At 71.3% G+C, this 23,680-nt stretch carries 19 protein-coding genes; 5 read left to right on the top strand and 14 right to left on the bottom strand.

Annotation, left to right across the window (positions count from 1 at the left end):
* Positions 1 to 13: 13 nt before the first annotated feature.
* Complete coding sequence (locus AB0P25_RS03820) at positions 14 to 1,201, bottom strand: toxic anion resistance protein (RefSeq protein ID WP_363805474.1); 1,188 nt, start codon at positions 1,199 to 1,201, stop codon at positions 14 to 16.
* A 141-nt stretch (positions 1,202 to 1,342) separates the two neighbouring features.
* On the opposite strand from AB0P25_RS03820, the gene AB0P25_RS03815 reads away from it, so the two are divergent.
* Positions 1,343 to 1,819 (top strand): hypothetical protein, encoded by a 477-nt coding sequence (locus AB0P25_RS03815; protein ID WP_363805473.1) that lies wholly within the window; start codon positions 1,343 to 1,345, stop codon positions 1,817 to 1,819.
* A gap of 25 nt (positions 1,820 to 1,844) precedes the next feature.
* On the opposite strand, the gene AB0P25_RS03810 is transcribed toward AB0P25_RS03815, so the two are convergent.
* Positions 1,845 to 2,330, bottom strand: a complete 486-nt coding sequence (locus tag AB0P25_RS03810) for a DUF805 domain-containing protein (RefSeq protein ID WP_363805472.1) — start codon at positions 2,328 to 2,330, stop codon at positions 1,845 to 1,847.
* Between the two features lie 96 nt (positions 2,331 to 2,426).
* Positions 2,427 to 3,302 carry a LysR family transcriptional regulator gene (locus AB0P25_RS03805; RefSeq protein ID WP_363805470.1) on the bottom strand — a complete coding sequence of 292 codons (876 nt, stop codon included), beginning with the start codon at positions 3,300 to 3,302 and terminating at the stop codon, positions 2,427 to 2,429.
* A gap of 166 nt (positions 3,303 to 3,468) precedes the next feature.
* Here AB0P25_RS03805 and AB0P25_RS03800 point away from each other — a divergent pair, with 166 nt between their 5' ends.
* Entirely contained in the window at positions 3,469 to 8,235 is a 4,767-nt protein-coding gene (locus AB0P25_RS03800; protein WP_363805469.1) for an ExeM/NucH family extracellular endonuclease, read from the top strand.
* 300 nt (positions 8,236 to 8,535) lie between these two features.
* Here the strand turns inward: AB0P25_RS03800 and AB0P25_RS03795 are convergent, their stop codons facing one another.
* The 4 genes from AB0P25_RS03795 to AB0P25_RS03780 are packed head-to-tail and all read right to left on the bottom strand — an operon-like array spanning position 8,536 to position 10,800.
* Positions 8,536 to 8,856 (bottom strand): CHY zinc finger protein, encoded by a 321-nt coding sequence (locus AB0P25_RS03795; RefSeq protein WP_363805468.1) that lies wholly within the window; start codon positions 8,854 to 8,856, stop codon positions 8,536 to 8,538.
* On the bottom strand, positions 8,853 to 9,464 hold the full coding sequence (locus tag AB0P25_RS03790) for an energy-coupling factor transporter transmembrane component T (protein WP_363805466.1): 612 nt from the start codon (positions 9,462 to 9,464) through the stop codon (positions 8,853 to 8,855). The genes AB0P25_RS03795 and AB0P25_RS03790 overlap by 4 nt, the downstream gene beginning before the upstream one ends.
* The gene (locus tag AB0P25_RS03785) at positions 9,458 to 10,150 is read right to left on the bottom strand and encodes an ABC transporter ATP-binding protein (protein WP_363805465.1); all 693 of its coding nucleotides are present in this window, start codon (positions 10,148 to 10,150) and stop codon (positions 9,458 to 9,460) included. The genes AB0P25_RS03790 and AB0P25_RS03785 overlap by 7 nt, the downstream gene beginning before the upstream one ends.
* On the bottom strand, positions 10,147 to 10,800 hold the full coding sequence (locus tag AB0P25_RS03780; RefSeq protein ID WP_363805464.1) for a biotin transporter BioY: 654 nt from the start codon (positions 10,798 to 10,800) through the stop codon (positions 10,147 to 10,149). Before AB0P25_RS03780 ends, AB0P25_RS03785 begins: the two co-directional genes overlap by 4 nt.
* A gap of 56 nt (positions 10,801 to 10,856) precedes the next feature.
* Between AB0P25_RS03780 and AB0P25_RS03775 the strand changes: the two genes are divergently transcribed.
* Complete coding sequence (locus AB0P25_RS03775) at positions 10,857 to 11,462, top strand: TetR/AcrR family transcriptional regulator C-terminal domain-containing protein (RefSeq protein ID WP_363805462.1); 606 nt, start codon at positions 10,857 to 10,859, stop codon at positions 11,460 to 11,462.
* Here AB0P25_RS03775 and AB0P25_RS03770 read toward each other — a convergent pair.
* Together AB0P25_RS03770 and AB0P25_RS03765 are read right to left on the bottom strand one after the other, a co-directional pair.
* Positions 11,443 to 11,823 (bottom strand): DUF3566 domain-containing protein, encoded by a 381-nt coding sequence (locus tag AB0P25_RS03770; protein ID WP_363805461.1) that lies wholly within the window; start codon positions 11,821 to 11,823, stop codon positions 11,443 to 11,445. The genes AB0P25_RS03775 and AB0P25_RS03770 overlap by 20 nt on opposite strands.
* A gap of 209 nt (positions 11,824 to 12,032) precedes the next feature.
* Complete coding sequence (locus tag AB0P25_RS03765) at positions 12,033 to 12,662, bottom strand: ScbR family autoregulator-binding transcription factor (RefSeq protein WP_363805460.1); 630 nt, start codon at positions 12,660 to 12,662, stop codon at positions 12,033 to 12,035.
* 133 nt (positions 12,663 to 12,795) lie between these two features.
* Here AB0P25_RS03765 and poxB point away from each other — a divergent pair, with 133 nt between their 5' ends.
* Entirely contained in the window at positions 12,796 to 14,532 is a 1,737-nt protein-coding gene (gene poxB / locus AB0P25_RS03760) for a ubiquinone-dependent pyruvate dehydrogenase (RefSeq protein WP_363805458.1), read from the top strand.
* Here the strand turns inward: poxB and AB0P25_RS03755 are convergent.
* From AB0P25_RS03755 to AB0P25_RS03745, 3 genes are all read right to left on the bottom strand, one after another.
* Positions 14,529 to 16,214, bottom strand: a complete 1,686-nt coding sequence (locus AB0P25_RS03755; protein ID WP_363805457.1) for an LCP family protein — start codon at positions 16,212 to 16,214, stop codon at positions 14,529 to 14,531. The two genes, poxB and AB0P25_RS03755, sit on opposite strands and share 4 nt — an antisense overlap.
* 130 nt (positions 16,215 to 16,344) lie before the next feature.
* The gene (locus AB0P25_RS03750; protein ID WP_363805455.1) at positions 16,345 to 16,851 is read right to left on the bottom strand and encodes a MarR family transcriptional regulator; all 507 of its coding nucleotides are present in this window, start codon (positions 16,849 to 16,851) and stop codon (positions 16,345 to 16,347) included.
* 26 nt (positions 16,852 to 16,877) lie between these two features.
* Positions 16,878 to 17,420, bottom strand: coding sequence for a hypothetical protein (locus tag AB0P25_RS03745; protein WP_363805454.1), 543 nt, complete (start codon positions 17,418 to 17,420; stop codon positions 16,878 to 16,880).
* A 77-nt stretch (positions 17,421 to 17,497) separates the two neighbouring features.
* On the opposite strand from AB0P25_RS03745, the gene AB0P25_RS03740 reads away from it, so the two are divergent.
* Complete coding sequence (locus AB0P25_RS03740; protein WP_363805452.1) at positions 17,498 to 18,085, top strand: NAD(P)H-dependent oxidoreductase; 588 nt, start codon at positions 17,498 to 17,500, stop codon at positions 18,083 to 18,085.
* Positions 18,086 to 18,121: 36 nt separating this feature from the next.
* Here the strand turns inward: AB0P25_RS03740 and AB0P25_RS03735 are convergent, their stop codons facing one another.
* Both AB0P25_RS03735 and AB0P25_RS03730 read right to left on the bottom strand, forming a co-directional pair.
* The gene (locus AB0P25_RS03735) at positions 18,122 to 18,898 is read right to left on the bottom strand and encodes a DNA-formamidopyrimidine glycosylase family protein (protein WP_363805451.1); all 777 of its coding nucleotides are present in this window, start codon (positions 18,896 to 18,898) and stop codon (positions 18,122 to 18,124) included.
* 42 nt (positions 18,899 to 18,940) lie between these two features.
* The gene (locus AB0P25_RS03730) at positions 18,941 to 23,635 is read right to left on the bottom strand and encodes a DEAD/DEAH box helicase (protein ID WP_363805449.1); all 4,695 of its coding nucleotides are present in this window, start codon (positions 23,633 to 23,635) and stop codon (positions 18,941 to 18,943) included.
* Positions 23,636 to 23,680 lie beyond the last annotated feature (45 nt).

Raw genomic sequence — 23,680 nt, 5'->3', positions numbered from 1 at the left:
CGCGGACCGCGGGCTACCGCACCTGGTACGTCTCGCCCGGCTGCGGGCTCGGGCGGGAGCGGCGGAGGTAGTCGCGGGAGCGCGCGACCTGCTGGTCGAGCGCGTCCACCGTCTTCGCCATGCTCGCGATCGCGCCGGTGCGGTAGGTGTCGATGCTGTCCATGGTCGCGAAGACGTTGTCGAACGCGCGCTGCAGCACCTCGACATCCACCGCGGTCGACGTCTGCTCCTTCTGCACCTGCTCGGTCTGCGTGCGCAGCACCTCCCCGGTTCGGCCGATCAGCGCGTTCGTGCTGTCGTGCAGCGCGCCGAGCTGGTCGATGACGAGACGCTGGTTCTCGAGCGCCTGCGCGACCACGACAGCGGTCCGGAGAGCGGACACCGTGGTGGTCTTCGCCCGCTCGACGCCCTTGATGAGCTCGACGTTGTTCTTCTTGATCACGTCGAGCGCGAGGTACGCCTGCACCGAGACGGCGATCTGCGCCGTGAGGTCCTGGCGCCGCTGGCGGATGGGGAACAGCGCCTCCTTCTCGAGCAGTGTCGCGCGGTCGGGGTCGGTCATGCGCAGCTCGGCCGCGGCATCCACCGTCGCCCGGTCGAGCGCGGCCGTCAGCACCACGTACTCGTTCAGCCGTTCGGTCGTCTTCCAGAGGGAGGCGCGCTCCTTCTCGATCTCGACGTTGTCCTGGGCCAGCCACTGCTGGCCGTGGTCGAGGGCGGTGACGATGCCGTCGAGCTGCTTCTGCGCCGACTCGAACCGCTGCACGTACTGCCGGAGGCGGCGGCCTCCGGGCATGCGGGCGAGCATCCGGTTGCGCCCCGTGAGGTGCGTCGGGTCGAAGTCGCTGACCGTGGCGCGGAGGTCCTGCAGGGTGCGGATGACGCCGTACTGCGGGTCGGTGCGGATCGCCTTCCCCTTCGCGGCGGCCAGGGACGTCGCAGGGCGGTTCAGCAGCTGCCGGGACGAGTCGCTGGATGCCCGCATCTCGGCATCGCCCAGGTGCGAGAAGCCGGTGATCTTGCGGGTGAACGCGTCCGAGCCGGGCTCGGCGGCGGCCAGCTCCCGGATGAACTCGCGGGCGCGCGTCTCCAGCTCGGCCTCGCGCTCGGCGGAGACGGCGACCATCCCCACCGCCTGCTCCTCCGGCAGCTCGGGCACGGCCTCCGGCGGCCGCAGGTTGTCTTCGCGGGTGTCGTTCATGACTGATCCTCCCCATCGGACGACGATCTGAGGACACGATATATCGCGATTGCCGTCTTGGCGAGAGGTCGCAGAGAACGCTCAGCCGGAATGGCCGCGGCGCGCGTAGCGTTCCCGATGACGGACGCCGAGGAGGAGCGCATGACCGACACGCAGCAGGGTCAGGAGACCGAGTTCTACGCGGGAGTGGCGGCGGAATTCCTGCAGCACTACGGCCGGGGACCGCGGTTCGTCGCGGTGACCGGCGTGCCAAACGCCGACGCGGCGCGGGTGGCGGACGCGTTCGCGGCGGCGCTGCGCGACGCGGGGCAGGAGACCGAGCGCGTGACGGTGAACGAGGGGACGACGGCCGACGCGTTCAGAGAGGACGTCGTCGCGCCCTTCCGCTCGCGCGACGGCGTGCTGGTCGTCGACGGCGCGGGGCTGCTGTCCCCGGAGTTCCGCGGCTTCTGGAACTTCTCCCTGTGGGTCGAGCACGACCCGGAGCGGAGCCCCGACTGGTCGTTCGTGACGACCGGCCAGAAGGATCCGCTCGGCGCGCCGCGCGAGGTCGCGTCCGTCCTGCTGGACGACACCGACCCCGAGCGGCCGCGCCGGCTGTGGGCCGACTCCTGCTGACGCGGGAGCCGGCCCAGGGCCTCCGCTAGGGGCGGGGGCGGTCGAAGCGCGCGCCCTCCGGCTTGGGGGGCAGCAGCAGGAGCACGAGCAGGATGATCCCGCCGACGAGCGGGATCAGTCCGAGGAAGAAGAACGGGCCGGCGAGATTCGCGTCGTGCAGCCGACGCCAGGTGAGCGCGAGATGCGGGACGATCGTGCCGACGATCCAGGCGAAGATCAGCAGGGCGGGCAGCCAGAACAGCGGACCCGGGTTCGTGCCGCCGTTTCCGTTCGGCGTGGCGCCGACGCTGCCGAGCGTGAGGGCCAGGACCTCGAGCGCGACCGCGACGATGATGGTGACGAGGTACCACCACCAGTACTCGCTGCGGCTGGCGCGGCCGGTGAAGTCCGCGTACTTCTTGAAGAAGCGCTGGACGGCTTGGGGCAGGGTCGCACCGTAGAGCGGCGCCCAGAGCGGAGCCTCGCCCGCGGGCGGGGCGGCGGGAGCGGTCGGATACTGCGGAGACGTCACGAGGAGTCCTTTCCAAACACGTGTTCCGGTGAGGTGAAGCGGGCACAGTCAAGCGCATGCGTGAATGCGGCGCGCCTTTCGTGACGCGGCGTGTCCTCACCCGAGCGAGTCGAGCTCCTCGTGCACGAAGCGCGCGAACTGCTCCGCCGCCGCCGACTGCGACCGCGTGCGGTTGCGGGCGAGGCCGATGATGCGGGTCGCCTCGTCGCGCAGCGGGACGGCGACGATCCCCGGCTCGGCGGGGGTGTCGGGGATGAGCGCGACGCCGACCCCGTCGCGGACCAGCCCGCGCAGCGTCGAGAGCTCCGTCACCTCGATGACCGGGTTCATCACCACGCCGTGTGCCGCGAAGTACGCGTCGGCGATGTGCCGGAGGCCGGATCCGGTGCGGAGCGCCACGAGGTCGTAGGCGTCGAGGTCGGGCACGCTGACCGCGTCCCGTCCGGCGAGCGGATGCGCCTCGGGCACACCGAGGACGAGCCGTTCGGCGGTGAGCGGCTTCCACTCGATGTCGGCGTCCCTCGGGTCGGGGCTCAGGAACGCGAGGTCGGCGGCGCCGTCGCGGAGAGCGTCCAGGACCGTGTCGGCCGTGCCTCCGCGCAGCACGAAGCGGATGTCGGGGAACAGCGCGCGGTACTCGCTGATCACGCGCGGGATGAGCCACCCTCCGAACGACGACACGTACGCCAGCGAGACCGTGCCGCCGGAGGGGTCGCGCAAGGCCTCGATGCGGGCCCGGGCGTTGTCCAACTCCGACTCGGCGCGCACGGCATGCGCCAGCAGGATCTCGCCGTACTGGTTCAGTTCGAGGTGCCCACGACGGCGGTCGAACAGCTCGGCGCCCATCTCCTGCTCCAGCCGGGCGAGGGATCGGGTGAGCGTCGACTGGGAGACGCCCAGGGTCTCCGCCGCGAGGGCCGGGTACCCCTCGGCGACCAGGGCCCGGAAGTGGGCGAGCTCGTCGATGCGCATGCCTCTCATCATGGCGCAAACCGAACGTGACCCGATCGGTGCTCAAATGAGCGTCCTACCCCCGTACGAGTTCTCTGTACGTTCACACACGAGAAACAGTCCCGTTTCACAGCTTCCCTAGCGTGGCCCGCGGACTCATCCCGCACCTCACCGACCGAGGAGAACAATGTCAACCAGATTCGGCAGGCTGGCGCGCGCCGCCGCCGCCGCGATCGCCGGAGCCGGACTCACTGCCGGGGCGCTCGTCGCCACTCCCGCCTTCGCGACCACCGACGGCACCGGTGTCGTCATCAACGAGGCCTACCTCTCCGGCGGGAGCGCCGGCGCGGCCTACACCAACAAGTTCGTGGAGCTCTACAACCCGGGCGACAGCGCCGTCAGCCTGAGCGGCTGGAGCCTCCAGTACCGCCCGGCGACCGGCACGGCCGCGTCCACCGGAGTGGTCCCGCTGACCGGATCCATCGCGGCGAAGGGCTACTACCTGGTCGGCGGCGGCTCGAACGGCACGAACGGCCAGGCCCTTCCGACGCCGGATGTGGCGAGCAGCCTCAACCCGAGCGGCACCACGGGCACCCTCATCCTCGCGAAGTCCGCCTCGGCCCTCACGCTGCCGACCGGATCGGTCACGGGTAACGCGAGCGTCGCCGACCTCCTCGGCTATGGCACCTCGAACACCTTCGAGACCGCGAAGGCCACCGCACCGTCGGGCAACACCGACGTGAAGTCGCTGGTGCGCACCGCCGCGAAGGACACCGACGCCAACAGCGCCGACTTCACCCTCAGCGCCACGATCACGCCGCAGAACGCGGCCTCCGCCCCGGGCGACCCGGGCACCGGCGACCCCGGCACGGGAGACCCGGGCACGCCGGCCGACACGACCCCGATCGCCGAGATCCAGGGCACGGGCGACGCCAGCCCGAAGGCCGGCCAGACGGTCACCACCGTCGGCGTCGTCACCGCGCAGTACGCGACCGGCGGCTTCAACGGCTTCTACCTCCAGACCCCGGGCACCGGCGGCGCAGTCGACTTCGCGACCCACACGGCGTCCGACGCGGTCTTCGTGTTCGGCTCGTCTTTCGCCGGGACGGTCGCCGTGGGCGACTACGTGAAGGTCACCGGTGCGGTCAGCGAGTTCAACGGCCTGACCGAGATCACCGCGACCGCCGTCGCCAAGCAGGACGCGACCGGCATCGTCGCACCGGCGCCCGCCACGGTCGGCCTGCCCGCCACCGCGGCGCAGCGCGAAAGCCTCGAGGGGATGCTGGTCGCGCCGCAGGGCGCGTTCACCGTCACCGACGTCTACTCCGCCAACCAGTACGGCGAGATCGGCCTGGCGGCGGGCGACAAGACGCTCGTGCAGCCGACCGAGGCCGCTCGTCCCGGAACCGCGGAGTACGCGGCCGTCGTCGCCGACAACGCGGCCCGCGCGGTCACGCTCGACGACGGCGCCTCGACCAACTTCCTGAGCAACGCGAACAAGTCGAAGCCGCTGCCGTACCTGTCGCTCGACAATCCCGTGCGCGTCGGCGAGCCGGTGACCTTCACGAAGCCGGTCATCCTCGACTACCGCAACAACGCGTGGAAGTTCCAGCCGACCTCCGAGCTGACCCCGGCGAACGCCGCGACGGTGCAGCCGGTGACGTTCGCGAACACGCGCACCGCCGCTCCGGAGAACGTCGGAGGCGACCTTCGCCTGGCGACGTTCAACGTGCTGAACTACTTCACCACCACGGGCGACCAGCTCACCGGCTGCACGTTCTACACCGACCGCGACGGCAACCCCATCACTGTGAACAGCGGATGCGACGCCCGCGGCGCCGCGAACGCGGAGAACCTGAAGCGCCAGCAGGACAAGATCGTCGCGGCCATCAACGGCCTCGGCGCCGATGTCGTCTCGCTCGAGGAGATCGAGAACTCGGCCCGCTTCGGCGAGGACCGCGACTCGGCCCTCTCCACCCTCGTCGGCGCGCTCAACGCGGCCGCCGGTTCCGAGGTGTGGGCGTTCGTGAAGTCGCCGTCGCAGCTCCCCGCGACGGAGGACGTCATCCGCACCGCGTTCATCTACAAGAAGGCGAACGCGGTCCCGGTGGGCGACTCCAAGATCCTCGACGACCCGGCGTTCTCGAACGCGCGTCAGCCGCTCGCGCAGGCCTTCAAGAAGGTCGGCGAGAAGGATTCGCAGGCGTTCCTGGCGATCGTGAACCACTTCAAGTCGAAGGGCTCCGGCTCGGGCGCCGACGCCGACCAGGGCGACGGCCAGGGCGCGTCCAACGCCTCCCGCGTCAAGCAGGCCACTGCGCTCGTCGCTTTCGCGGACGAGCGGAAGGCGGCGCTGAAGACCGACAAGGTGCTCCTCATCGGCGACTTCAACGCGTACCTCAAGGAGGACCCGATCAAGGTCCTGACCGACGCCGGCTACGTCGACCAGGTCAGCACCCGCACCTCGAAGGCGACCTACTCCTTCGGCGGCACGACCGGTTCGCTGGACCACGTGCTCGCGTCCCCGGCTGCGAACGCGGCCATCACCGGCGCGGACGTCTGGAACATCAACTCGGGTGAGTCGGTGGCGCTGGAGTACAGCCGCTACAACTACAACGTCACGAACTTCTACGCGGCCGACCCGTACCGGTCCTCCGACCACGACCCGATCGTGGTCGGCCTGGGTCTCGCGGCCAAGCCCGTGACGCTGAACCTGATGAACATCAACGACTTCCACGGCCGGATCGACGCCAACACCGTGAAGTTCGCGGGCACGATCGAGAAGCTGCGCGCGGAGGCGGGGGAGTCCAACTCGCTGTTCCTCTCGGCGGGCGACAACATCGGCGCCTCCCTGTTCGCCTCGGCCTCGGCTGGCGACATCCCGACCCTCGACGTGCTGAACGCCCTCGAGCTCAAGACGAGCGCGGTGGGCAACCACGAGTTCGACAAGGGCTACGCGGACCTCACCGGCCGGGTGAAGGATGCGGCGGACTTCTCCTACCTCGGCGCGAACGTCTACGAGAAGGGCACCAAGACCCCGGCGCTGCCGGAGTACGCGGTGTTCGAGGTGGACGGCCTGAAGGTCGGCGTCATCGGCGCCGTCACGCAGGAGACTCCGACCCTAGTCTCGCCCGGCGGCGTCTCGACGCTCGACTTCGGCGACCCGGTGGAGGCGGTCAACCGCGTCGCGGGTGAGCTCACCGACGGCGACCCGGCCAACGGCGAGGCCGACGTGCTGGTCGCGGAGTACCACGAGGGCGCCGGCTTCGGCACTCCCGAGGGCGCGACGCTCGACCAGGAGGTCGCGGCCGGCGGCGCCTTCGCCGACATCGTCACCAAGACCAGCAGCAAGGTGGCGGCGATCTTCACCGGTCACACGCACAAGCAGTACGCGTGGGATGCGCCCATCCCGGGCGTGACCGGCAAGACCCGCCCGATCCTCCAGACCGGGAGCTACGGCGAGAACATCGGTCAGATCACGCTGACGGTGGACCCGGAGACCGACGGGGTCACCGCGTACACCGCCCGCAACGTCGCCCGCACGACCGACGCCGACAGCGCCCTGGTCGCCGCGTTCCCGCGGGTCGCGACCGTCAAGACGATCGTGGACAAGGCGCTCGCCGACGCGGCCGTGATCGGCAACCAGAAGGTCGGCTCGGTGACGAAGGACATCACCACCGCCTACCTGAACGGCGCCCGTGACGACCGGTCGAGCGAGTCCACCCTGGGCAACCTCGTGGCCGACTCGCTGCTCGCGACCCTGTCGCCGGCCGACCAGGGCGGCGCCGAGATCGGCGTCGTGAACCCGGGCGGACTGCGCGCCGAGCTGCTGTACGGGACCGACGGCACCGTCACCTACGCCCAGGCCAACGCGGTGCTGCCGTTCGTGAACAACCTGTGGACCACGACCCTCACCGGGGCGCAGTTCAAGCAGGCGCTCGAGCAGCAGTGGCAGCGCGACGCGCAGGGCAACGTTCCGAGCCGTCCGTTCCTCAACCTGGGCCTGTCGAAGAACGTCCACTACACCTACGACGCCAGCCGGCCCGAGGGCGACCGCATCACCAGCATCCTGGTGAACGGTGCGCCGATCGACCCGGCGAAGTCGTACCGGATCGGGTCGTTCTCGTTCCTCCTCCAGGGCGGTGACAACTTCCGCGCCTTCGCGGCCGGGACCAACACCAAGGACTCCGGCCTCATCGACCGGGACGCCTGGATCAGCTACATCCAGAAGAACAGCCCGCTCTCGCCCAGCTTCGAAAAGCTCGGCGTCGGCGTGAGCGGCGTGCCGGCCGGCACCCTGCAGCGCGGTCAGCAGGTCACCCTCCAGGTGTCCAAGCTGAACCTCACCTCGCTCGGCAGCCCGGCGAACACGAAGCTCGACCTGTCCTGGAACGGCACGGCGGCCCTCGGCAGCGTGCCGGTGGACGCGGCCGGCAACGCGACTGTGACGTTCACCGTCCCGGCCGACGCCGCCGGCGCCAGCACCCTCGTGCTGACCGCTCCGGACTCGGGGACGACCGTGCGCGTGCCGCTCACCGTGGCGGACGCTCCGACGAACCCGAAGCCGGGCACCGACCCGAAGGCGGCCAAGGAGTCGGCGCTCACCAAGGCGCTCGAGGACAAGGTCACCGTCGACAAGGACACCTACCGTCCGGGCGACACCGTCCTGGTCACCGTCGGCGCGAAGCACGCCGGTGAATGGGTCTCGGTCTGGCTGTACTCGAAGCCGCAGAACATCAGCGGCGGCTGGGTGCAGGTGCCCGCGAGCGGCGTGGTGAAGGTCACCCTGCCGAAGGACACCGGCAACGGTCAGCACAAGCTGTCGGTGCAGAACGCGTCCAACGGTGTCGTCGGCTGGACCACCCTCAAGGTCAAGGCGGACAAGCCGTCGACGGGCATCCCGGCCCTCGACTGGCTGATCGACCTCCTCGACCGCATCTTCAGCTGGTTCTAGTCACCTGACCACGGATGCCGGGCGCGCGGGAGCGTGCCCGGCATCCGTGCGTCTGGCCCCGCGCCCGCGCCGCCCGGCGGAAACGGAGGACGACTCGCTGGCGGGGCCGCCCCTGTCCTCCGATTCGCGCGACACGCCGCGGAGATTCGCGCCGCCTCCTCCCTTTAGTACGCGGTGCGGGAGGGAGGACATCGGAGGCCGACACGCCGCGAAACGCGCGAGACGGAGGAGTTCGCGGGCCGATCGCGCAGCGACTCCTCCCTTCCGCACAGCGTGCGGCATTCGGGGGTGCGGGCTGGGTCAGACCTCGAAGTAGAGGTGGGTGTGGAGGTGGCAGCCGGGGTTGAAGGGGGCGGCGCAGCGGGGGCAGGCGTCGGCGGCCAGGTATTCGGCGATGGTCAGCTCGCTGCCGCAGACGCCGCAGAGCACCGCCTCGCGGTCGCGCTCTGCGACGGGCCACTGCCGCGCGGGATGGCCGGCCGCCTCCGCGTGGCAGAGGTGGCACGGGTAGTACTCGCCGCAGCGGGCGAAGCGGATCGCGATCACGTCGAGCGGCGACCGGTAGTGGATGCAGCGGGTCTCGTCGTCGACGACGGGCCCGAGCACACGCGGGCGGGTCATCGCACTCCTCGCGCGGACAGCGCCTCGCCGAGCTGGTCGGCGTGCTTGAGCGACAGGATGAGGAAAGGCACCGCGAAGAAGCGTACGCCCGGCCGGACACCGCGCGCCCGCTGCGCCTCCCGCACCTCGCCGGCGAGACGCGCGAGCACCGGCACGGTCGTGATCGTCACGGTCAACAGCACGGCCGCGCGCTCGGAGTCGAATCCCAGGCGGTCGAGCGGGCGCAGGCCGCGCTCCACTGCATCCAGCAGGTCGGTGACGCGGGTGGTCAGCGACAGCAGGCCCGCGAGCAGCACCGCGGCGGTGACGCGGCTGGTGTTGGCGACCGCGGCCTCCGGCCCCAAGAAGATCAGCTGCAGCGCCAGGGTGATCACGATCAGCCAGCGGAGGGCCACCGTCTGCCGGGCCAGCTCCCGCATCCCGAGCATCCCGTCGCGCAGCCCGGCGCAGGCGTAGACGACCACCACGACACCGGCTGCGACCGCCGCCGCCCACCAGTGCGAGGGGAGCAGCGACACGGCGAGCACCAGCATCAGCAGGAGCAGCAGTTTGGGACCTGCCGGCATCCGGTGCAGGACGCCGTCCCCCGGCCGGTACAGGCTCAGCACGCGAGCGCCGCCTCGTACTCGGCGATGACGTCCGTCGGACGCCCGACCGCCTCCACCCGTCCGCCGGCGAACAGCACGGCGGCGTCGCAGCGCGCCGCCAGGGCGAGGTCGTGCGTGACCAGCACGAGCCGGTGGCCGGTGTCCGCCAGCAGGTGGTCGGCCACGCGCCGCGCATTGCGGGCGTCGAGATAGGTGGTCGGCTCGTCGGCGATGACGAGCTCCGGGCGACGCACGAACGCGCCGGCCAGCGCCAGCAGCTGCTTCTGCCCGCCGGAGAGTTCGTGCGACGACCGCTCGCGCAGCTCGGAGAGACCGAAACGGGCGAGCGCGTCCTCCACCCGCCGCTGCGTCTCCTCCCGGCCCAGCCGGTCGGGGCGCAACGAGAACGCGACGTCCTCGGCGACGGTCGGCATGACGATCTGCGCGTCGGGGTTGCTGAACACCACGGCCACCCGGCGGCGCAGCTCGGCCGCCTGTCGCGCCGGGTCGAGGCTCAGGATGCGCGCGGTGCCCGCGGTCGGGGTCACCAGGCCGGCGGCCAGGCGCGCGAACGTCGACTTGCCGGAGCCGTTCTCGCCGACGATCGCGATGGTCCGCGCGTCGAGGTCGAGGTCGACGCCGCGGAGCGCGTCGACGTCGCCGAGGCGTACGCCGACCCCGTCGAGCAGGAGGGCGTGCGACGTCACGGCACCCGGGGCTCGGCCGGCTCCGACGGGGTGGAGGCCTCGGCGGCGGTCACCGTCTTCCCGCGCGGCGCCACCCAGTTCCGCCGGAACGCCCGCGGGTAGGCCCGAACCAGGGTCATCACGATCACGGTCGCTATCACCGCCTTGGCGAGATCGCCCGGCACGAACACGAGGGCGGATTTCGCGATCACGTCGAGCGGCAGCCGCAGCACCAGGCTGGTCACTGGGATCCCGAACGCGTAGACGACGAGGATGCCGCCGACGACCATCCCGAGGAACGTGCGCCACCACACCGGCTTGCGGTTGCCCGCGTGGACGATGAGCCCGATCACGAACGCGCCGACGATCCAGCCGAACAGGTAGCCGGCGGTCGGGCCGACGAAGACCCCGAGCCCGCCGGTGCCGCCCGAGAGCAGCGGAAGGCCGAGGGCGACGAGCGCCAGCAGCACCGCCATCGACAGGGCTCCGAGCCAGGGGCCCAGGATGGCGCCCGCCAGCATGACGCCGAGGGTCTGCGCCGTGATGGGCACCGAGCCGAAGACGCTGATGCCGCCGGGCAGGCCGAGGACGGCGACGATCGCGGCGAAGACGGCGACGCGGGCGAGGTCGGTGGCGTCGAGCCGGCGACGGGTGGGGGTGGAGAGGGTCACGGGAGCATCCTTACCTGAACGGTGTTCACCTGAACAGCGTTCACTATACTGACGAGGTGGCAGGGAACGAAACCGGACGGCGGCACTCACGCGACGATGTGGCCGAGGCCGCGCTGCGCATCCTCGATGATCTGGGCCTGCCCGACTTGACGATGCGGCGGCTGGCGTCGGCGCTCGACGTGCAGCCGAGCGCGCTGTACTGGCACTTCCCGAACAAGCAGTCGATGCTCGCCGAGGTCGCCGACCGCATCGTCGCCGCCCGCCGACCGGCATCCCAGCCCGACGACGCGCCGTGGCAGGACGCCGTGCGCGCGGAGGCGGACGCTCTGCGCGACGCGCTGCTCGCGTACCGCGACGGGGCGGAGGTCGTGTCCAGCACCCTCGCCCTCGGTCTCGGCTCACCCGAGACGCTCGACCGCCTGGCACGCGCCGTCGCCCGCGGCGGTTTCGACGCCGAGACCTCGCGCCGTGCCGCCACGGCGCTGCTCCACTTCGTGCTCGGCCACGTCTCGCACGAGCAGCAGCGCATCCAGTACGACTCGCTCGGCGTGCTCGCGGACCAGCCGGCATCACCGCTCGACGAGGACGATCCGGCGGCGGCCTTCGCCTTCGGCGTCGGCCTGCTCGTCGGCGGCCTGGAGCTCAGTCGCTCCCGAAGGTGACCTTCCACCCGCCGACCACGTGGACGGCGAGATTGAAGAGCGCGGCGAAGATCGCGCCGAGAGCCGACACCACGATCACCTCGAGCAGCGCGACCACCAGCGTGAACGTCATCACGTTCGGGAAGGTGAGGCCCGCGACGAGGTTGGCGCCCTGCGCTCCCGCGATGTCCTCGAGGAAGCCGCTCGCGGCGGAGACGACGCCGAACCGCTCCATGAGCGACCACACGATCAGGCTCAGGACCACGGTGATCGCGGCGACGATGATGCTCACGAGGAACGACATCTTCAGCGCCGACCAGAAGTCGATGTAGACCAGTCGCATCGTCGCGCGACGGTTCTTCGGCTTGCCCTTCGGCGGCATACTGCATCCTCCCCAACCGCTTCCGCCGTCACCGGCGCTCCCCGTCGGGCAAGTCTACGGGACGGCCTCGGTGCATCCCGGCAGGGCCGTGCTGTGAGCGAGCAGCGAGTTCATACCGATCGTCCGGTTCTCCCGTAGAATGCATGCATGCCCGGCGCGGCCGTAGCGGATTGGGGGCGCTGCGGCCGGGTCGGCCGCAGTCCCCGGGCTCAGCGGACGAGCTCGAGGAGGTGTCCCAGCGTCTCGCTCCGGTCGGATGCCAGGATGCCCGGCAGCAGCACGATCCACAGCTCCCGCACCCGCTGAAGCAGATCGGCGCGATGCGAGAACGTCTCCGACACCAGTTGGACGCCGGTGTACGACGCGACCACGACACGGGACAGCATCGCAGCATCCAGATCCGCCCGCAGGTCGCCCTCGTCGACGCCTTGCCGGAACAACTGCTCGGCCGTGCGCAGCCAGTCGCGGTACGGCCCCGTCACCGGGTCGTCGAGGGACGCCACATCCGTCGTCAGCCGGATGCCCGCCTGCACGACGGGGTCGGTGAGGAGCTGACGGGCGAGCACGGCACTCAGCAGCACCATCGTCTCCAAGCCGGGACGCCCCTCGGCGATGACAGCGCCCGCGGCCTCCATCGTCCTCCGGTGCTGCTCGTCGATGACGGCTCGCGCGAGCTCGTCCTTCGACGGGAAGTGGAAGTACAGCGCGCCCTTGGTCACGCCCGCGGCCTGGGCGATGTCGGCGATCGAGGCGAGACCGTACCCGCGCCGCCCGAAGACCTGCGCCGCGCCGTCGACGATGGTGTCGCGCGTGACCTGCGCCCTCACCTGCTTGACCATGATGCGCTCACGTTAACGCACAGTTCCTTTGTGCGGGATGAACGATGTTCGCTGTGAGGCGTAGCGTTGGCCTGTCGGACGTGCACAGGGGCCGACCGGCGTCGCAACCATCGCCCACCGAGGGGAGTCCGCCATGCCCACCGTCGCCGACACCATCGTCGAGATCCTCGAGGACGCGGGGGTGAGCCGCGTCTACGGCATCCCCGGCGACTCGCTCAACGGGTTCACCGACGCGATCCGCCGCAGCCGCGGGGGCCTGCACTGGGAGCACGTCCGGCACGAGGAGGCGGCCGCGTTCGCCGCGTCGGCGGATGCGGCACTGACCGGGGAGCTGGCGGTGTGCGCGGGGAGCTGCGGCCCGGGCAACACGCACCTCATCAACGGCCTGTACGACGCCAACCGCAGCCGTGTCCCCGTGCTGGCCATCGCCGCGCAGATCCCCGGCGCCGAGATCGGCAGCGGATACTTCCAGGAGACGCACCCGCAGGAGCTCTTCCGCGAGGCGGCCGTCTACACCGAGCTGGTGAGCCAGGCCGATCAGATGCCGCGCATCCTGGAGATCGCCATGCGCACCGCGGTGGAGCGCCGAGGCGTCGCAGTCGTCGTCGTCCCGGGTGAGATCTTCCTCGCCGACAGCGCCGGGCGCCGCAAGTCCGCGCCGATCACGTTCTCGCCGCGGGTCACCCGGCCGACCGATCCGGAGCTGCAGGCCGCGGCCGACATCCTGAACTCCGCCAAGAAGGTCACCATCCTCTCGGGCGCGGGATCGGAGGGAGCGCATCCCCATCTCGTCGCCATCGCCGACGCGCTCAAGGCCCCGATCGTGCACGCCATGCGCGGCAAGGAGTTCATCGAGTACGACAATCCCTACGACGTGGGCATGACGGGACTGCTCGGCTTCTCCTCCGGCTACCGGGCCATGGAGTCGTGCGACGCCCTGCTCATGCTCGGCACCGACTTCCCGTACCAGCAGTTCTACCCGTCGAAGGCGAAGATCATCCAGGTCGACCTCCGCGGGGAGAACCTGGGCCGCCGCGTCCCGCTCGACCTCGGCCTGGTCGGCAGCGTGAAGGACACGGTGGAGGCGCTGCTCCCGCTGCTCGCCGACCGGAAGGACCGCAAGCATCTCGACGCGTCGCTCGCGCACTACGAGAAGACGCGCAAGAGCCTCGACGACCTGGCCGTCAACGACCGCAACCGCACGCCCATCCACCCGCAGTACGTCGCCAGGCTGATCAGCGAGCTGGCGACGGACGACGCGGTGTTCATCCCGGACGTCGGCTCGCCCGTGGTGTGGGCTGCGCGCTACCTGCGGATGAACGGACGCCGACGACTGATCGGATCGTTCACGCACGGCAGCATGGCGAACGCGCTGCCGCAGGCGATCGGCGCGCAGACGGCGTTCCGGGACCGACAGGTGGTCGCGCTCGCCGGGGACGGCGGCCTCGCGATGCTGCTCGGCGAGCTGCTGACGCTGCGGCAGAACACGCTGCCGGTGAAGATCGTCGTCTTCAACAACTCCTCGCTGAACTTCGTCGAGGTGGAGATGAAAGCGGCCGGGTTCGTCAACTTCGGCACCGGGCTCGAGAACCCCGACTTCGCCGAGGTCGCGCGGGCGATCGGGCTGCACGGCCAGCGCGTCGAGAAGCCGGACGACCTCGAGGGCGCGCTGCGGGCGGCTTTCGCGCACGACGGCCCGGCGCTGGTGGATGTGGTGACGGCCCGCCAGGAGCTCAGCATCCCGCCGGCGATCACCGCGAAGCAGGTCAGCGGCTTCACGCTCTACGCGCTGCGCACGATCATGAACGGCCGCGGCGACGAGCTCATCGACCTCGCCGACACGAACGTGTTCCGCCGCCTCTTCGACTAGTTGATGCAGACGGTGGAGCTGTAGTTCGTCGCGGGACCGGACGGGGTCGGCGCAGGGGCCGCAGGGGCTGCGGGTGCGGAGCCCGGCGCAGCGGGGGCGGCCGGCATGATGCCGTCGTCGCCGAGGACGACGGTGACGGTGCTGACGGTGTCGGTCTGCTGCACGGACGCGCCCGGCAGGTAGGCGGCGACGGCCTTGGCCTGCGCCTCCTGGCCCGACTTGTACTGGATGACCGTGGTCGTGCGGGTGTCGGCGTCGCCGGGGGTGCCGGTCTTGAAGCCCGCGGCCGCGAGCGTCTGCGTCGCCGTGGTCGCCGCGCCGTTCGCACTGCCGCCGTTGAGAACGGTGACCGTTGTGTCGGCCGGCTTGGCCGCGGTCGCGTTGTCGTAGGCGGTCGGTGTTCCCATCAGGCCCTGGATGAACGCCGGCATCGCGGCCGTGTCCACCTCGACGATCGACACGTCGTTCCCGTCGACGGTGATCGTCGGAGTGCCGGAGATCGGGATGGTCGCCGACTGGATCTTGCCGCCGGTCAGGCCCTGCAGCTGCGCGGCGAGCTGGAGGAAGTTGAGGCCGGGATCGGTCTCGAGCGAACCGCTCACCGCATCCAGCGTCTTGGTCAGCTTGGCCGGGTTGAGCAGCGTGCCGGCCGAGAGGAACTTGTGCGCCTCCACCGACAGGAAGTACTGCTGCCGCACCACCCGATCCAGGTCGCCCCGCGGCAATCCGTGTCGCTGACGCACGAACGAGAGCGCCTGCTTCGCGTCGAGTTCGGAGACGCCGGCCGGGAAGTTCGCGCCGGAGTACGGGTCGTCGACCGCGTTGTTGAGGCACACCTGCACCGGGCCGAGCGCCTGCGCGATCGTGTAGAAGCCGAGCAGCGAGACGCGGACGTAGTGGTCGATGCTGAGGCCGGTCAGGTTCTGGACCGTCTGGATGAGCAGCTTGGCGCCCGCGGTCGGGTCGCTGCCGCCGCCGCCCAGCGAGAAGGCGGAGTTGAGCTTGTTCATGCCGTGGCCCGGCACATCCACCCAGGAGTCGCGGGGGAGCGAGATGAGGGTGGCCGACTTCCCGTTCGCCGGGATGTGCAGCACCATCATCGTGTCGGTGTTCGTGCCGCCGCCGTCGTCCGTCGTGCTCAACTGGTCGAGCTCGGCCTGACTCGCGCCGTCCGGACGGTGGTCGTCGCCGACGAGGAGGATGTTCTGGTCCTGGCCGTCCACGTCGTTGGCCGGCTTCGAGATCACGTCGACGTGCTTCACGCCTCCGACGAAGCGGAAGTAGCTGTACGCGGCGTAGCCGCCGACGACCACGAGGATGACCGCGAGGGCGGCCGCGGTCCAGGCGACGATGCGCTTGGCGCGGCGGCGCTTGCGCGGGGGCTTGCCGGGCGTGGGGCCGGTGCCGTCGCCGCCGTCTCCGCCGCCGCCGGTGCCGCCGCGACCGTTGCTGCCGTCGCGTCCTGCGCCCCCGCCGCCCAGACCGGGCGCGTCTCCGCCCATCCCGAACGGATCGAACGGCGCGGGCGACCCTCCGGTGGGCACGCCGGACGCCGGCCGGGTGGCCCGGACCGGGCGTCGCGGGTCCGCGGGAGGCACGCGTCCGAAGACCTCGGTCGCCGGCAGCTGCTCGTCTCGGCCGTCGGCACCGGATCCGGGGGCGGGATAGTTGGGGCGTCGCACACGGAAACGCTAGGGGGAGGCGCCTTGGAACCGGCTGGTTTCCGCCGGTGTTCCCGACGAATGACCAGCGAATCCGCGAGCGCTTCCCAGCAGAATTACGACCTGCGATGTACGCGACCTGCGAGAACCCTCAGTCGTCGAAGTCATCGGAGGGCGCGCAGTCCTCGGCCGTGATGGCCGCGTTCATGGTCCGCGCGATGCCCAGCAGCTCGTCCTGCTGCTCGGGCGACAGGGCGTCGAACAGGATGCGGCGGATCGTCGCCGAGTGCTTCGGCAGCGCCCGCACGACCACCCGACGCCCGTCGCCGGTGAGGTGGATCCAGGTGGCCCTGCGGTCCTCCGCGCACTCCTGCCGTTCGACGAACCCGCGGGCCGTCATCCGGCTGACCTGGTGCGAGACGCGGCTCTTCTCCCAGCCGGTCGCATCCACCAGGTCCCGCACCCGCAGCCGCCGACCGGGCGCGCGGGTGAGGGCCATCAGCACCTCCAGTTCGGAGATCGAGATGCCGTCGTCGTGCTGGAGCTGCGCATCCAGGGTGCGGTCGAAGCCGCGGCGCATCAGGTGGAAGGTGCGGAACAGCTCCAGCTCGTCGTCCGACAGCTTCCTCGGGTCCGGACGGGTCTGCGCGGTGGCCATAGCCCATCCTGACACGCCCGGGTCGGCTAGTGGACGAGCGCCTCGAGGAACACGACGAGGACTCCCAGCGCGGCCAGGACCGTCATCGCGGCGAGCTGCCGCCAGCCGGAGAGGCCGGTGCGCGAGACGGCGATACGGGCGATGACGAGCAGCGCCACGATGAGGGCGACGATCGCGATCGTGATGCCGGTGCGGTCCTCGATGACGTCGAAGACGGCGAGGGCGACGGCGATCACCGGCACCACCAGCACACCGAGTGCGCGGGAGGAGACCGCGACCATGTGGCGGAACTCCTTCGCCGACGGGAGTCCGCTGTGCACGATCATGTGGGAGACGATGTCGGAGGCCAGCCCGGCCAGCAGCACGCCGACGACCGAGACGACGAGCGTCCACAGCACGGTGGGCGAGTCGAGCTCGCCATGTGCGTTCAGTGCCATGAGGATCGCCAACGCCGTGAACGTCACGTAGATGCGCTCCCGGAGCCGGTCGCCGGCCTCGCGCCGCTCCTCCTCGGTCGCATCGGCAGGGAGGTGGACGTCGTCCCTGCGGTCGGCGCGGTCGTCGGACATGCCGCGAGCCTACCGGGAATGCATCTCGCGGCGGGATCGTTCAGAATGGGTGACACGTCATCAAAAGGAAGGCTGACATGACGAAGATCGCGATCATCATCGGAAGCACGCGCCCCGGACGCAACGGCGAGGCCGTCGCCCGCTGGGTGTACGAGAACGCCGCTAAGCGCACGGGCGTCGAGTACGAGCTCGTGGACCTGGCGGAGTGGAACCTGCCGCACCTCGACGAGGCGATGCCCGCCGTCATGGGGCAGTACGCCGGCGAGCACACCAAGGCCTGGGCGGCGAAGATCGCCGAGTTCGACGGCTACCTGTTCGTCACCCCCGAGTACAACCACAGCACCTCCGGTGCCCTCAAGAACGCGATCGACTACGTCGGCGCGGAGTGGTTCAACAAGGCGGCCGGCTTCGTCAGCTACGGCGTCTTCGGCGGCGCCCGCGCGGTCGAGCACCTGCGCCTGGTGCTGTCGCAGCTCCAGGTGGCCACCGTCAGCGCCCATGTGGGCCTGAGCCTGGCGCACGACTTCGAGAACTGGCAGCTCAAGCCGACCGAGCAGCAGACCGCGGCGCTCACGCCGCTGTTCGACCAGCTCGAGTCGTGGTCCGCTGCGCTCGAGACCGTCCGCGCGGCGGCCGAGGTGGACGAGGACGAGGCGGCGGCCTGACCCTCCCTCGCACGACCCGCTTCTGCCCGGTGCTGCCTACGTCTGGCACACCGGGCAGAAGTACGTCACCCGTTCTTCCAGCTCGGTGCGGCCGAGCGAGTCCGAGCGGATAGGCGTCCCGCACCGCCGGCACGGCTGCCCCTTCCGTCCGTAGACCCACGTGTTGCGGCCGCGGCGCGTGTCGCCGGTGGTGACGCGCAGCGGGCGGTCCCGGTTGGCCACGATCAGCCGGTGGCCCAGGTCGACGGCGGCGGCGAGGTCGGTCTCGCCGGCCGGGCGCGTGGGCAGCATCCCGCGCAGGAAGCACAGCTCGTTCGCATAGACGTTGCCGAGGCCCGCCAGATTGCGCTGGTCGAGCAGTGCGACTGCGACGGGGACCTCCGGATGCTCCTGCAGGCGCCGCAACGCCTCGTCGGCGTCCCAGTCGGGGCCGAGCAGGTCGGGGCCCAGGTAGCCGACCGCTTCGTCCTCCCGCTCGCGGGGGAGCACTTCGAGGACGCCGAGCAGGAAGCCGACGGCCTGCGCGTCCTCGGTGCGGAGGACGGCGCGCGCCTGGTAGCCGGGATGCCGCCAGCGGCCGCCCGGCGGGTACACCTCCCACGAGCCCTCCATCTTGAGGTGGCTGTGGATGGTGTGCTCGCCGACGTGCATCAGGAGGTGCTTGCCGCGCGGAACCACCTCGTCCATCCGCTGACCGGACAGATCGACGGTCGCGTAGGCGGGAACGCGGAAGTCCGTCTCAGTCAGAACCTTGCCCGCAAGGGCGCGGTCGAGTCGCCGTGCCGCCTGGTAGACGGTGTCCCCTTCAGGCACGGTGCGTCCCCGTCACGCGCCGGGCCGCCTCCACGCACGGTCTCATCCGCGCAGCCGCAATCCGCGCGGTGTCGCGAGGAAGCCGGCCTCCGAGAGCGCGTCGCCCAACGGTGAGCCGAGCACGAACTCGCCGTTGACCGTCTCGATGGCCAGCTTGTCGACCCGGCGCGATGTCACCAGCGCGGCCAGAGCGCGTGCGGCGGCGCGCAGGATGGGGCCTGCCGTCTCATCCGCGCCGTCGGCGCCGGGATCGACGAAGCAGAGCAGGCTCTTGCCTCCGCGCTCGACGTAGAGTGTCAGCTCGCCGTCGACCAGCACCACGAGGGCGCCCGCTTTCCGCCCGGGCCGGTGGCCGGTCCCGATCTCGCCCGGCACGGCGGGCCACGGCAGGGCGGCGCCGTACGCGTTGGCGGGGTCGGTCGCGGCGAGGGCGATCGCCTGGTTCGGCCGTTCCTGAGTGTGGTCGCGCGCGTACGACCGCAGCCGGTCCACGGTTGCACCGCTGGCGAACTGCGCGGCGCCGAGGGTTTCGATGAAGTAGCCGCGGCGCGCGCGCCCGGTCTCCTCGAAGCCGCTGAGCACCTTGTACGCGAGGGCGAAGCCGCCGGGAGTCCCTTCGTTCATCACCGAGCCGCGCGTCACGACGCCGTAGCGATCGAGCAGCGTCTCCGCCTGACCGTGCGCGCGGACGGTCGAGTCGAGGTCCCGCTCGGGAAGCAGCGACCACCGGCCGGCGACCGTCGGCGGTCCCATCCGGGTGACCATCGCGGAACGGGTGGGGACGCGTCCCCGGTACATCCGCGCGCGGGTCGGCTGGCGCGGGCGCTTGTGCGCGCCGGAGCCGCCCGCGGTCAGCGTGCGGAGCGGGGCGAGCGTGTCATTGGTGACCTGGCCCGCCCAGACGAGGTCCCACAGCGCCGTCACCAGTTCGGAGTCGTCGATCGCCGACCCCCGCTCGGTGCCGAGGGCGTCGGACAGCTGCCGGAAGAAGTACCCGCCGCCGCGGCCGAGGGCGTCGAGGATTCCGCGCTGCAGCTCATCCGGCTCGTGGTCGGACGGCGGCGCGAGGGTCAGCGGGGCGGAGTCGGCGAGGTGCAGGCTGATCCAGCCGTCGTCGCCGGGGAGGCTGCCGTCACCCGCCCAGATCACCTCGCCCGTGGCGGTGAGCTCGTCGAGCATCGCTGGGCTGTAATCGGAGACGCGGCTGGGGAGGATCAGCGATTCCCATGCGGACGCGGGGATGCGCGCACCCGCCAGCTGCTCGATCACGGAGGCGACCGCATCCACCCCCCGCAGCGTCGAGCCGACGTGCTGCCACTCGGGCAGGAAGCGCCCGAAGGTGGGGGTGTCGACCGGCTCGACCTCGTGGCGTAGGGCCGCGAGCGACATGCGCCGCAGCCGCCGCAGCACTTCGGCGTCGCTCCACTCGCTGCCCTGCGCATGGGGGCAGAACTCGCCCTCGACTACACGCCCGTCGCGGGCGAGGCGGCGCAGCGCGTCGTGGGCGATTGCCGGCCCGAGCCCGAGCCGGGACGCGACGTCGGCGGTCTCGAACGGACCGTGCGTGCGCGCGAACCGGCTGACCAGGTCGCCGAGCGGGTCGTCGACCGGCTCGATGAACGCCAGCGGCACGCCGATGGGAAGCGGGACGCCGAGCGCGTCGCGCAGGCGGGACGCGTCCTCGATGGCGGCGAAGCGCTCGGTGCCCGCGATCGAGACCGCGAGGGCGCGGTGCGTGTCGACCAGAGCGGCGAGATGGGCGGCGGCGGTCGCGCGATCGGCGTGCGGTGCGGCAACCGCGGCGTCGGCGTCGTCGGCGTCCCCATCCACCTCGGCGCCGGCCACCCCCGCTGCGCCGCCCTCGGCCTCCAGCCGCTCCGCGACCTCGTCCACCGACAGCGGACCCAGCAGCCGAAGCAGGTCGGCCACGCCCTCCACACCGCGCACGCGGCGCTCGGGCGCGAGGCGCTGCAGCTGCAGCTCCACCCGCTCGATCACCTGCGGGTCGAGCAGTTCGCGCAGCTCGGCGCGGCCGAGCAGTTCCGCCAGCAGGCCCGCGTCGAGCGACAGCGCGGCCGCCCTGCGCTCGGCGAGCGGGCTGTCGCCCTCGTACATGAACGCGGCGACATATCCGAACAGCAGCGACCGGGCGAACGGCGACGCCGTCTCGGTCGCGGCCTCGACCAGGCGGATGCTGCGCTGCTCGATCTGCTTCGCGATGTCGGTCAGCGCGCCGAGGTCGTAGACGTCCTGCAGCACCTCGCGGATGGTCTCGAGGATGATCGGGAACGTCGGATACTTGCGCGCGACGTCGAGCAGCTGCGCCGCCTTCTGCCGCTGCTGCCACAGGGGCGAGCGCTTGCCCGGGTTGTACTTGGGCAGCAGCAGCGCCCGCGCCGCCGACTCGCGGAAGCGCGAGGCGAACAGCGCCGACCCGCCGACCTCCGACGTCACCAGCTCGTCGAGCTCCTGCGGCTCGAAGACGAACAGCTCACCCCCGGGCGGCTGCGCCTCGGTGTCGGGGATGCGCACCACGATGCCGTCGTCGGCCGCCATGGCGCCCGCGTCGATCCCGTATCGCTCGCGCACACGCGCCTGCACCGCGAGCGCCCACGGCGAGTGCACCTGCATGCCGAACGGGGAATGCAGCACCACGCGCCAGTCGCCGAGCTCGTCGCGGAACCGCTCGACCACCAGGGTGCGGTCGGTCGGCACGTGACCCGTCGCCTCCTTCTGCTCGCGCAGGAAGGCCAGCAGGTTGTTCGTCGCCCAGGCGTCGAGCCCTGCCTCGACACAGCGAAGCTCGGCGTCGGCGGGGGAGGCGGTGCTCAGCTCGCGGGTGAACGCGCCGACCGCGCGTCCGAGCTCTGCGGGCCGGCCGATCCCATCGCCCTTCCAGAACGGCAGGCGTCCGGGCTCGCCGAACGCGGGCGTCACCAGCACGCGGTCGTGGGTGATCTCCTGGATGCGCCAGCTCGTCGAGCCGAGCGCGAACACGTCGCCGACGCGCGACTCGTAGACCATCTCCTCGTCGAGCTCGCCGACGCGGCTGGCCTTCTCGCCGACCATGTAGACGCCGAAGAGCCCGCGGTCGGGGATGGTGCCGCCGCTCGTCACTGCGAGCCGCTGCGCGCCCGGCCGGCCGGTCAGGGTGCCGGTGTCGCGGTCCCACACGATGCGGGGCCGCAGCTCGGCGAATTCGTCGGACGGGTACCGCCCGGCCAGTAGGTCGAGCGTCGCGTCGTAGGCGCTCCGCGGCAGGGTCGAGAACGGGGCACTGCGGCGCACGGCGTCGAACCAGTCGTCCGCGTCGACCGGCTCGAGCGCGACGGCCGCCACCGTCTGCTGCGCGAGGATGTCGAGCGGGTTCGCGGGCACCTTCAGCGACTCGATGAGCCCGGCGGTCATCCGCTCGGTGGCCACCGTCGAGTGGATGAGGTCGGCCCGATGCTTGGGGAACACGACGCCGCGGGAGATCTCCCCGACCTGGTGACCCGCGCGCCCGACGCGCTGCAGTCCGCTCGCGACCGACGGGGGCGCCTCGACCTGGATAACCAGGTCGACCGCGCCCATGTCGATGCCGAGCTCGAGGCTGGAGGTGGCGACGACGCAGCGCAGGCGGCCCGTCTTCAGGTCGTCCTCGATCAGCGCACGCTGCTCCTTGCTGACCGAGCCGTGGTGAGCTCGGGCGAGCACCAGCGTGTCCTCGTCGGCGACGGCCTGCGAGCCCCGGGTCTGGCCGGAGCCTCCCATCAGCTCGGCCGGCGCCCGGCGTGCGCCCGCGTCGTCGACCTCGCCGCCGAGCAGCCGCTCCTCGTAGATCTCGTTGAGGCGCGCGGTCAGCCGCTCGGCCAGGCGCCGCGAGTTCGCGAACACGATCGTGGACCGGTTCTCGAGCACGCGGTCGACGATCGCCTCCTCGACGTGCGGCCAGATCGAGCCAGCCTGGGGCGGTGAGCCGTCTCCGGGGTTCTCGCTCGCGTAGGTGGAGGTGCCGAGCTCGCTCATGTCCTCGACCGGGACGACCACGCGCAGATCGAAGCGCTTGCCGGCGGGCGGCGCGACCACTTCGACGGGTGCCTGGCCGCCCAGGAACCGCGCCACCTCCTCCGGCGGACGCACCGTCGCCGAGAGGCCGATGCGCTGCGCAGGCTTCTCGAGCAGTTGGTCCAGCCGCTCGAGCGACAGGGCCAGGTGCGCGCCGCGCTTGGTCGAGGCGACCGCGTGCACCTCGTCGACGATGACCGTCTCGACCGAGGTCAGGGTCTCGCGCGCCTGCGACGTCAGCATGAGGAACAGCGACTCGGGCGTCGTGATCAGGATGTCCGGCGGGCTGCTCAGCAGCGCCCGGCGATCGGAGGCCGGGGTGTCGCCCGAGCGCACGCCGACGCTGACGTGCGGAGGCTCGGCCCCGAGCCGCTTCGCCGTCTGCGTCACGCCCACCAGCGGCGCGCGCAGGTTGCGCTCGACGTCGACGCCCAGCGCCTTGAGCGGCGAGATGTAGAGGACGCGCGTGACCGGCTTCGCGTCGGCGGCCCGCGGCTCGCTCGCCAGCCGGTCGATCGCCCACAGGAACGACGCCAGCGTCTTGCCCGAACCGGTCGGCGCGATCACCAGCGCGTGCTTGCCGTGCGAGATCGCCTCCCACGCGCCCTGCTGCGCCGCGGTGGGCGCGGCGAAGGCCCCGCGGAACCATTCGCGGGTCGCGGGGGAGAATCGGTCGAGCACGTCGCTCATCCCTCCATCCTCCACCCGACCACCGACACTGTCAGGGCTGTCGCC

Source organism: Leifsonia sp. NPDC077715 (assembly GCF_040686855.1).
Taxonomy (GTDB): Bacteria; Actinomycetota; Actinomycetes; order Actinomycetales; family Microbacteriaceae; genus Leifsonia.
This window is presented reverse-complemented; position numbering and strand designations above follow the sequence as displayed.

What these genes read in the sequence shown, in the direction of transcription:
- AB0P25_RS03745 (WP_363805454.1), bottom strand. Translation starts at nt 17,420, where the DNA reads ATGTCCGACGACCGCGCCGACCGCAGGGACGACGTCCACCTCCCTGCC.
- AB0P25_RS03740 (WP_363805452.1), top strand. Translation starts at nt 17,498, where the DNA reads ATGACGAAGATCGCGATCATCATCGGAAGCACGCGCCCCGGACGCAAC.
- AB0P25_RS03730 (WP_363805449.1), bottom strand. Translation starts at nt 23,635, where the DNA reads ATGAGCGACGTGCTCGACCGATTCTCCCCCGCGACCCGCGAATGGTTC.
- AB0P25_RS03815 (WP_363805473.1), top strand. Translation starts at nt 1,343, where the DNA reads ATGACCGACACGCAGCAGGGTCAGGAGACCGAGTTCTACGCGGGAGTG.
- AB0P25_RS03820 (WP_363805474.1), bottom strand. Translation starts at nt 1,201, where the DNA reads ATGAACGACACCCGCGAAGACAACCTGCGGCCGCCGGAGGCCGTGCCC.
- AB0P25_RS03800 (WP_363805469.1), top strand. Translation starts at nt 3,469, where the DNA reads ATGTCAACCAGATTCGGCAGGCTGGCGCGCGCCGCCGCCGCCGCGATC.
- AB0P25_RS03795 (WP_363805468.1), bottom strand. Translation starts at nt 8,856, where the DNA reads ATGACCCGCCCGCGTGTGCTCGGGCCCGTCGTCGACGACGAGACCCGC.
- AB0P25_RS03805 (WP_363805470.1), bottom strand. Translation starts at nt 3,302, where the DNA reads ATGCGCATCGACGAGCTCGCCCACTTCCGGGCCCTGGTCGCCGAGGGG.
- AB0P25_RS03770 (WP_363805461.1), bottom strand. Translation starts at nt 11,823, where the DNA reads ATGCCGCCGAAGGGCAAGCCGAAGAACCGTCGCGCGACGATGCGACTG.
- AB0P25_RS03765 (WP_363805460.1), bottom strand. Translation starts at nt 12,662, where the DNA reads ATGGTCAAGCAGGTGAGGGCGCAGGTCACGCGCGACACCATCGTCGAC.
- AB0P25_RS03750 (WP_363805455.1), bottom strand. Translation starts at nt 16,851, where the DNA reads ATGGCCACCGCGCAGACCCGTCCGGACCCGAGGAAGCTGTCGGACGAC.
- poxB (WP_363805458.1), top strand. Translation starts at nt 12,796, where the DNA reads ATGCCCACCGTCGCCGACACCATCGTCGAGATCCTCGAGGACGCGGGG.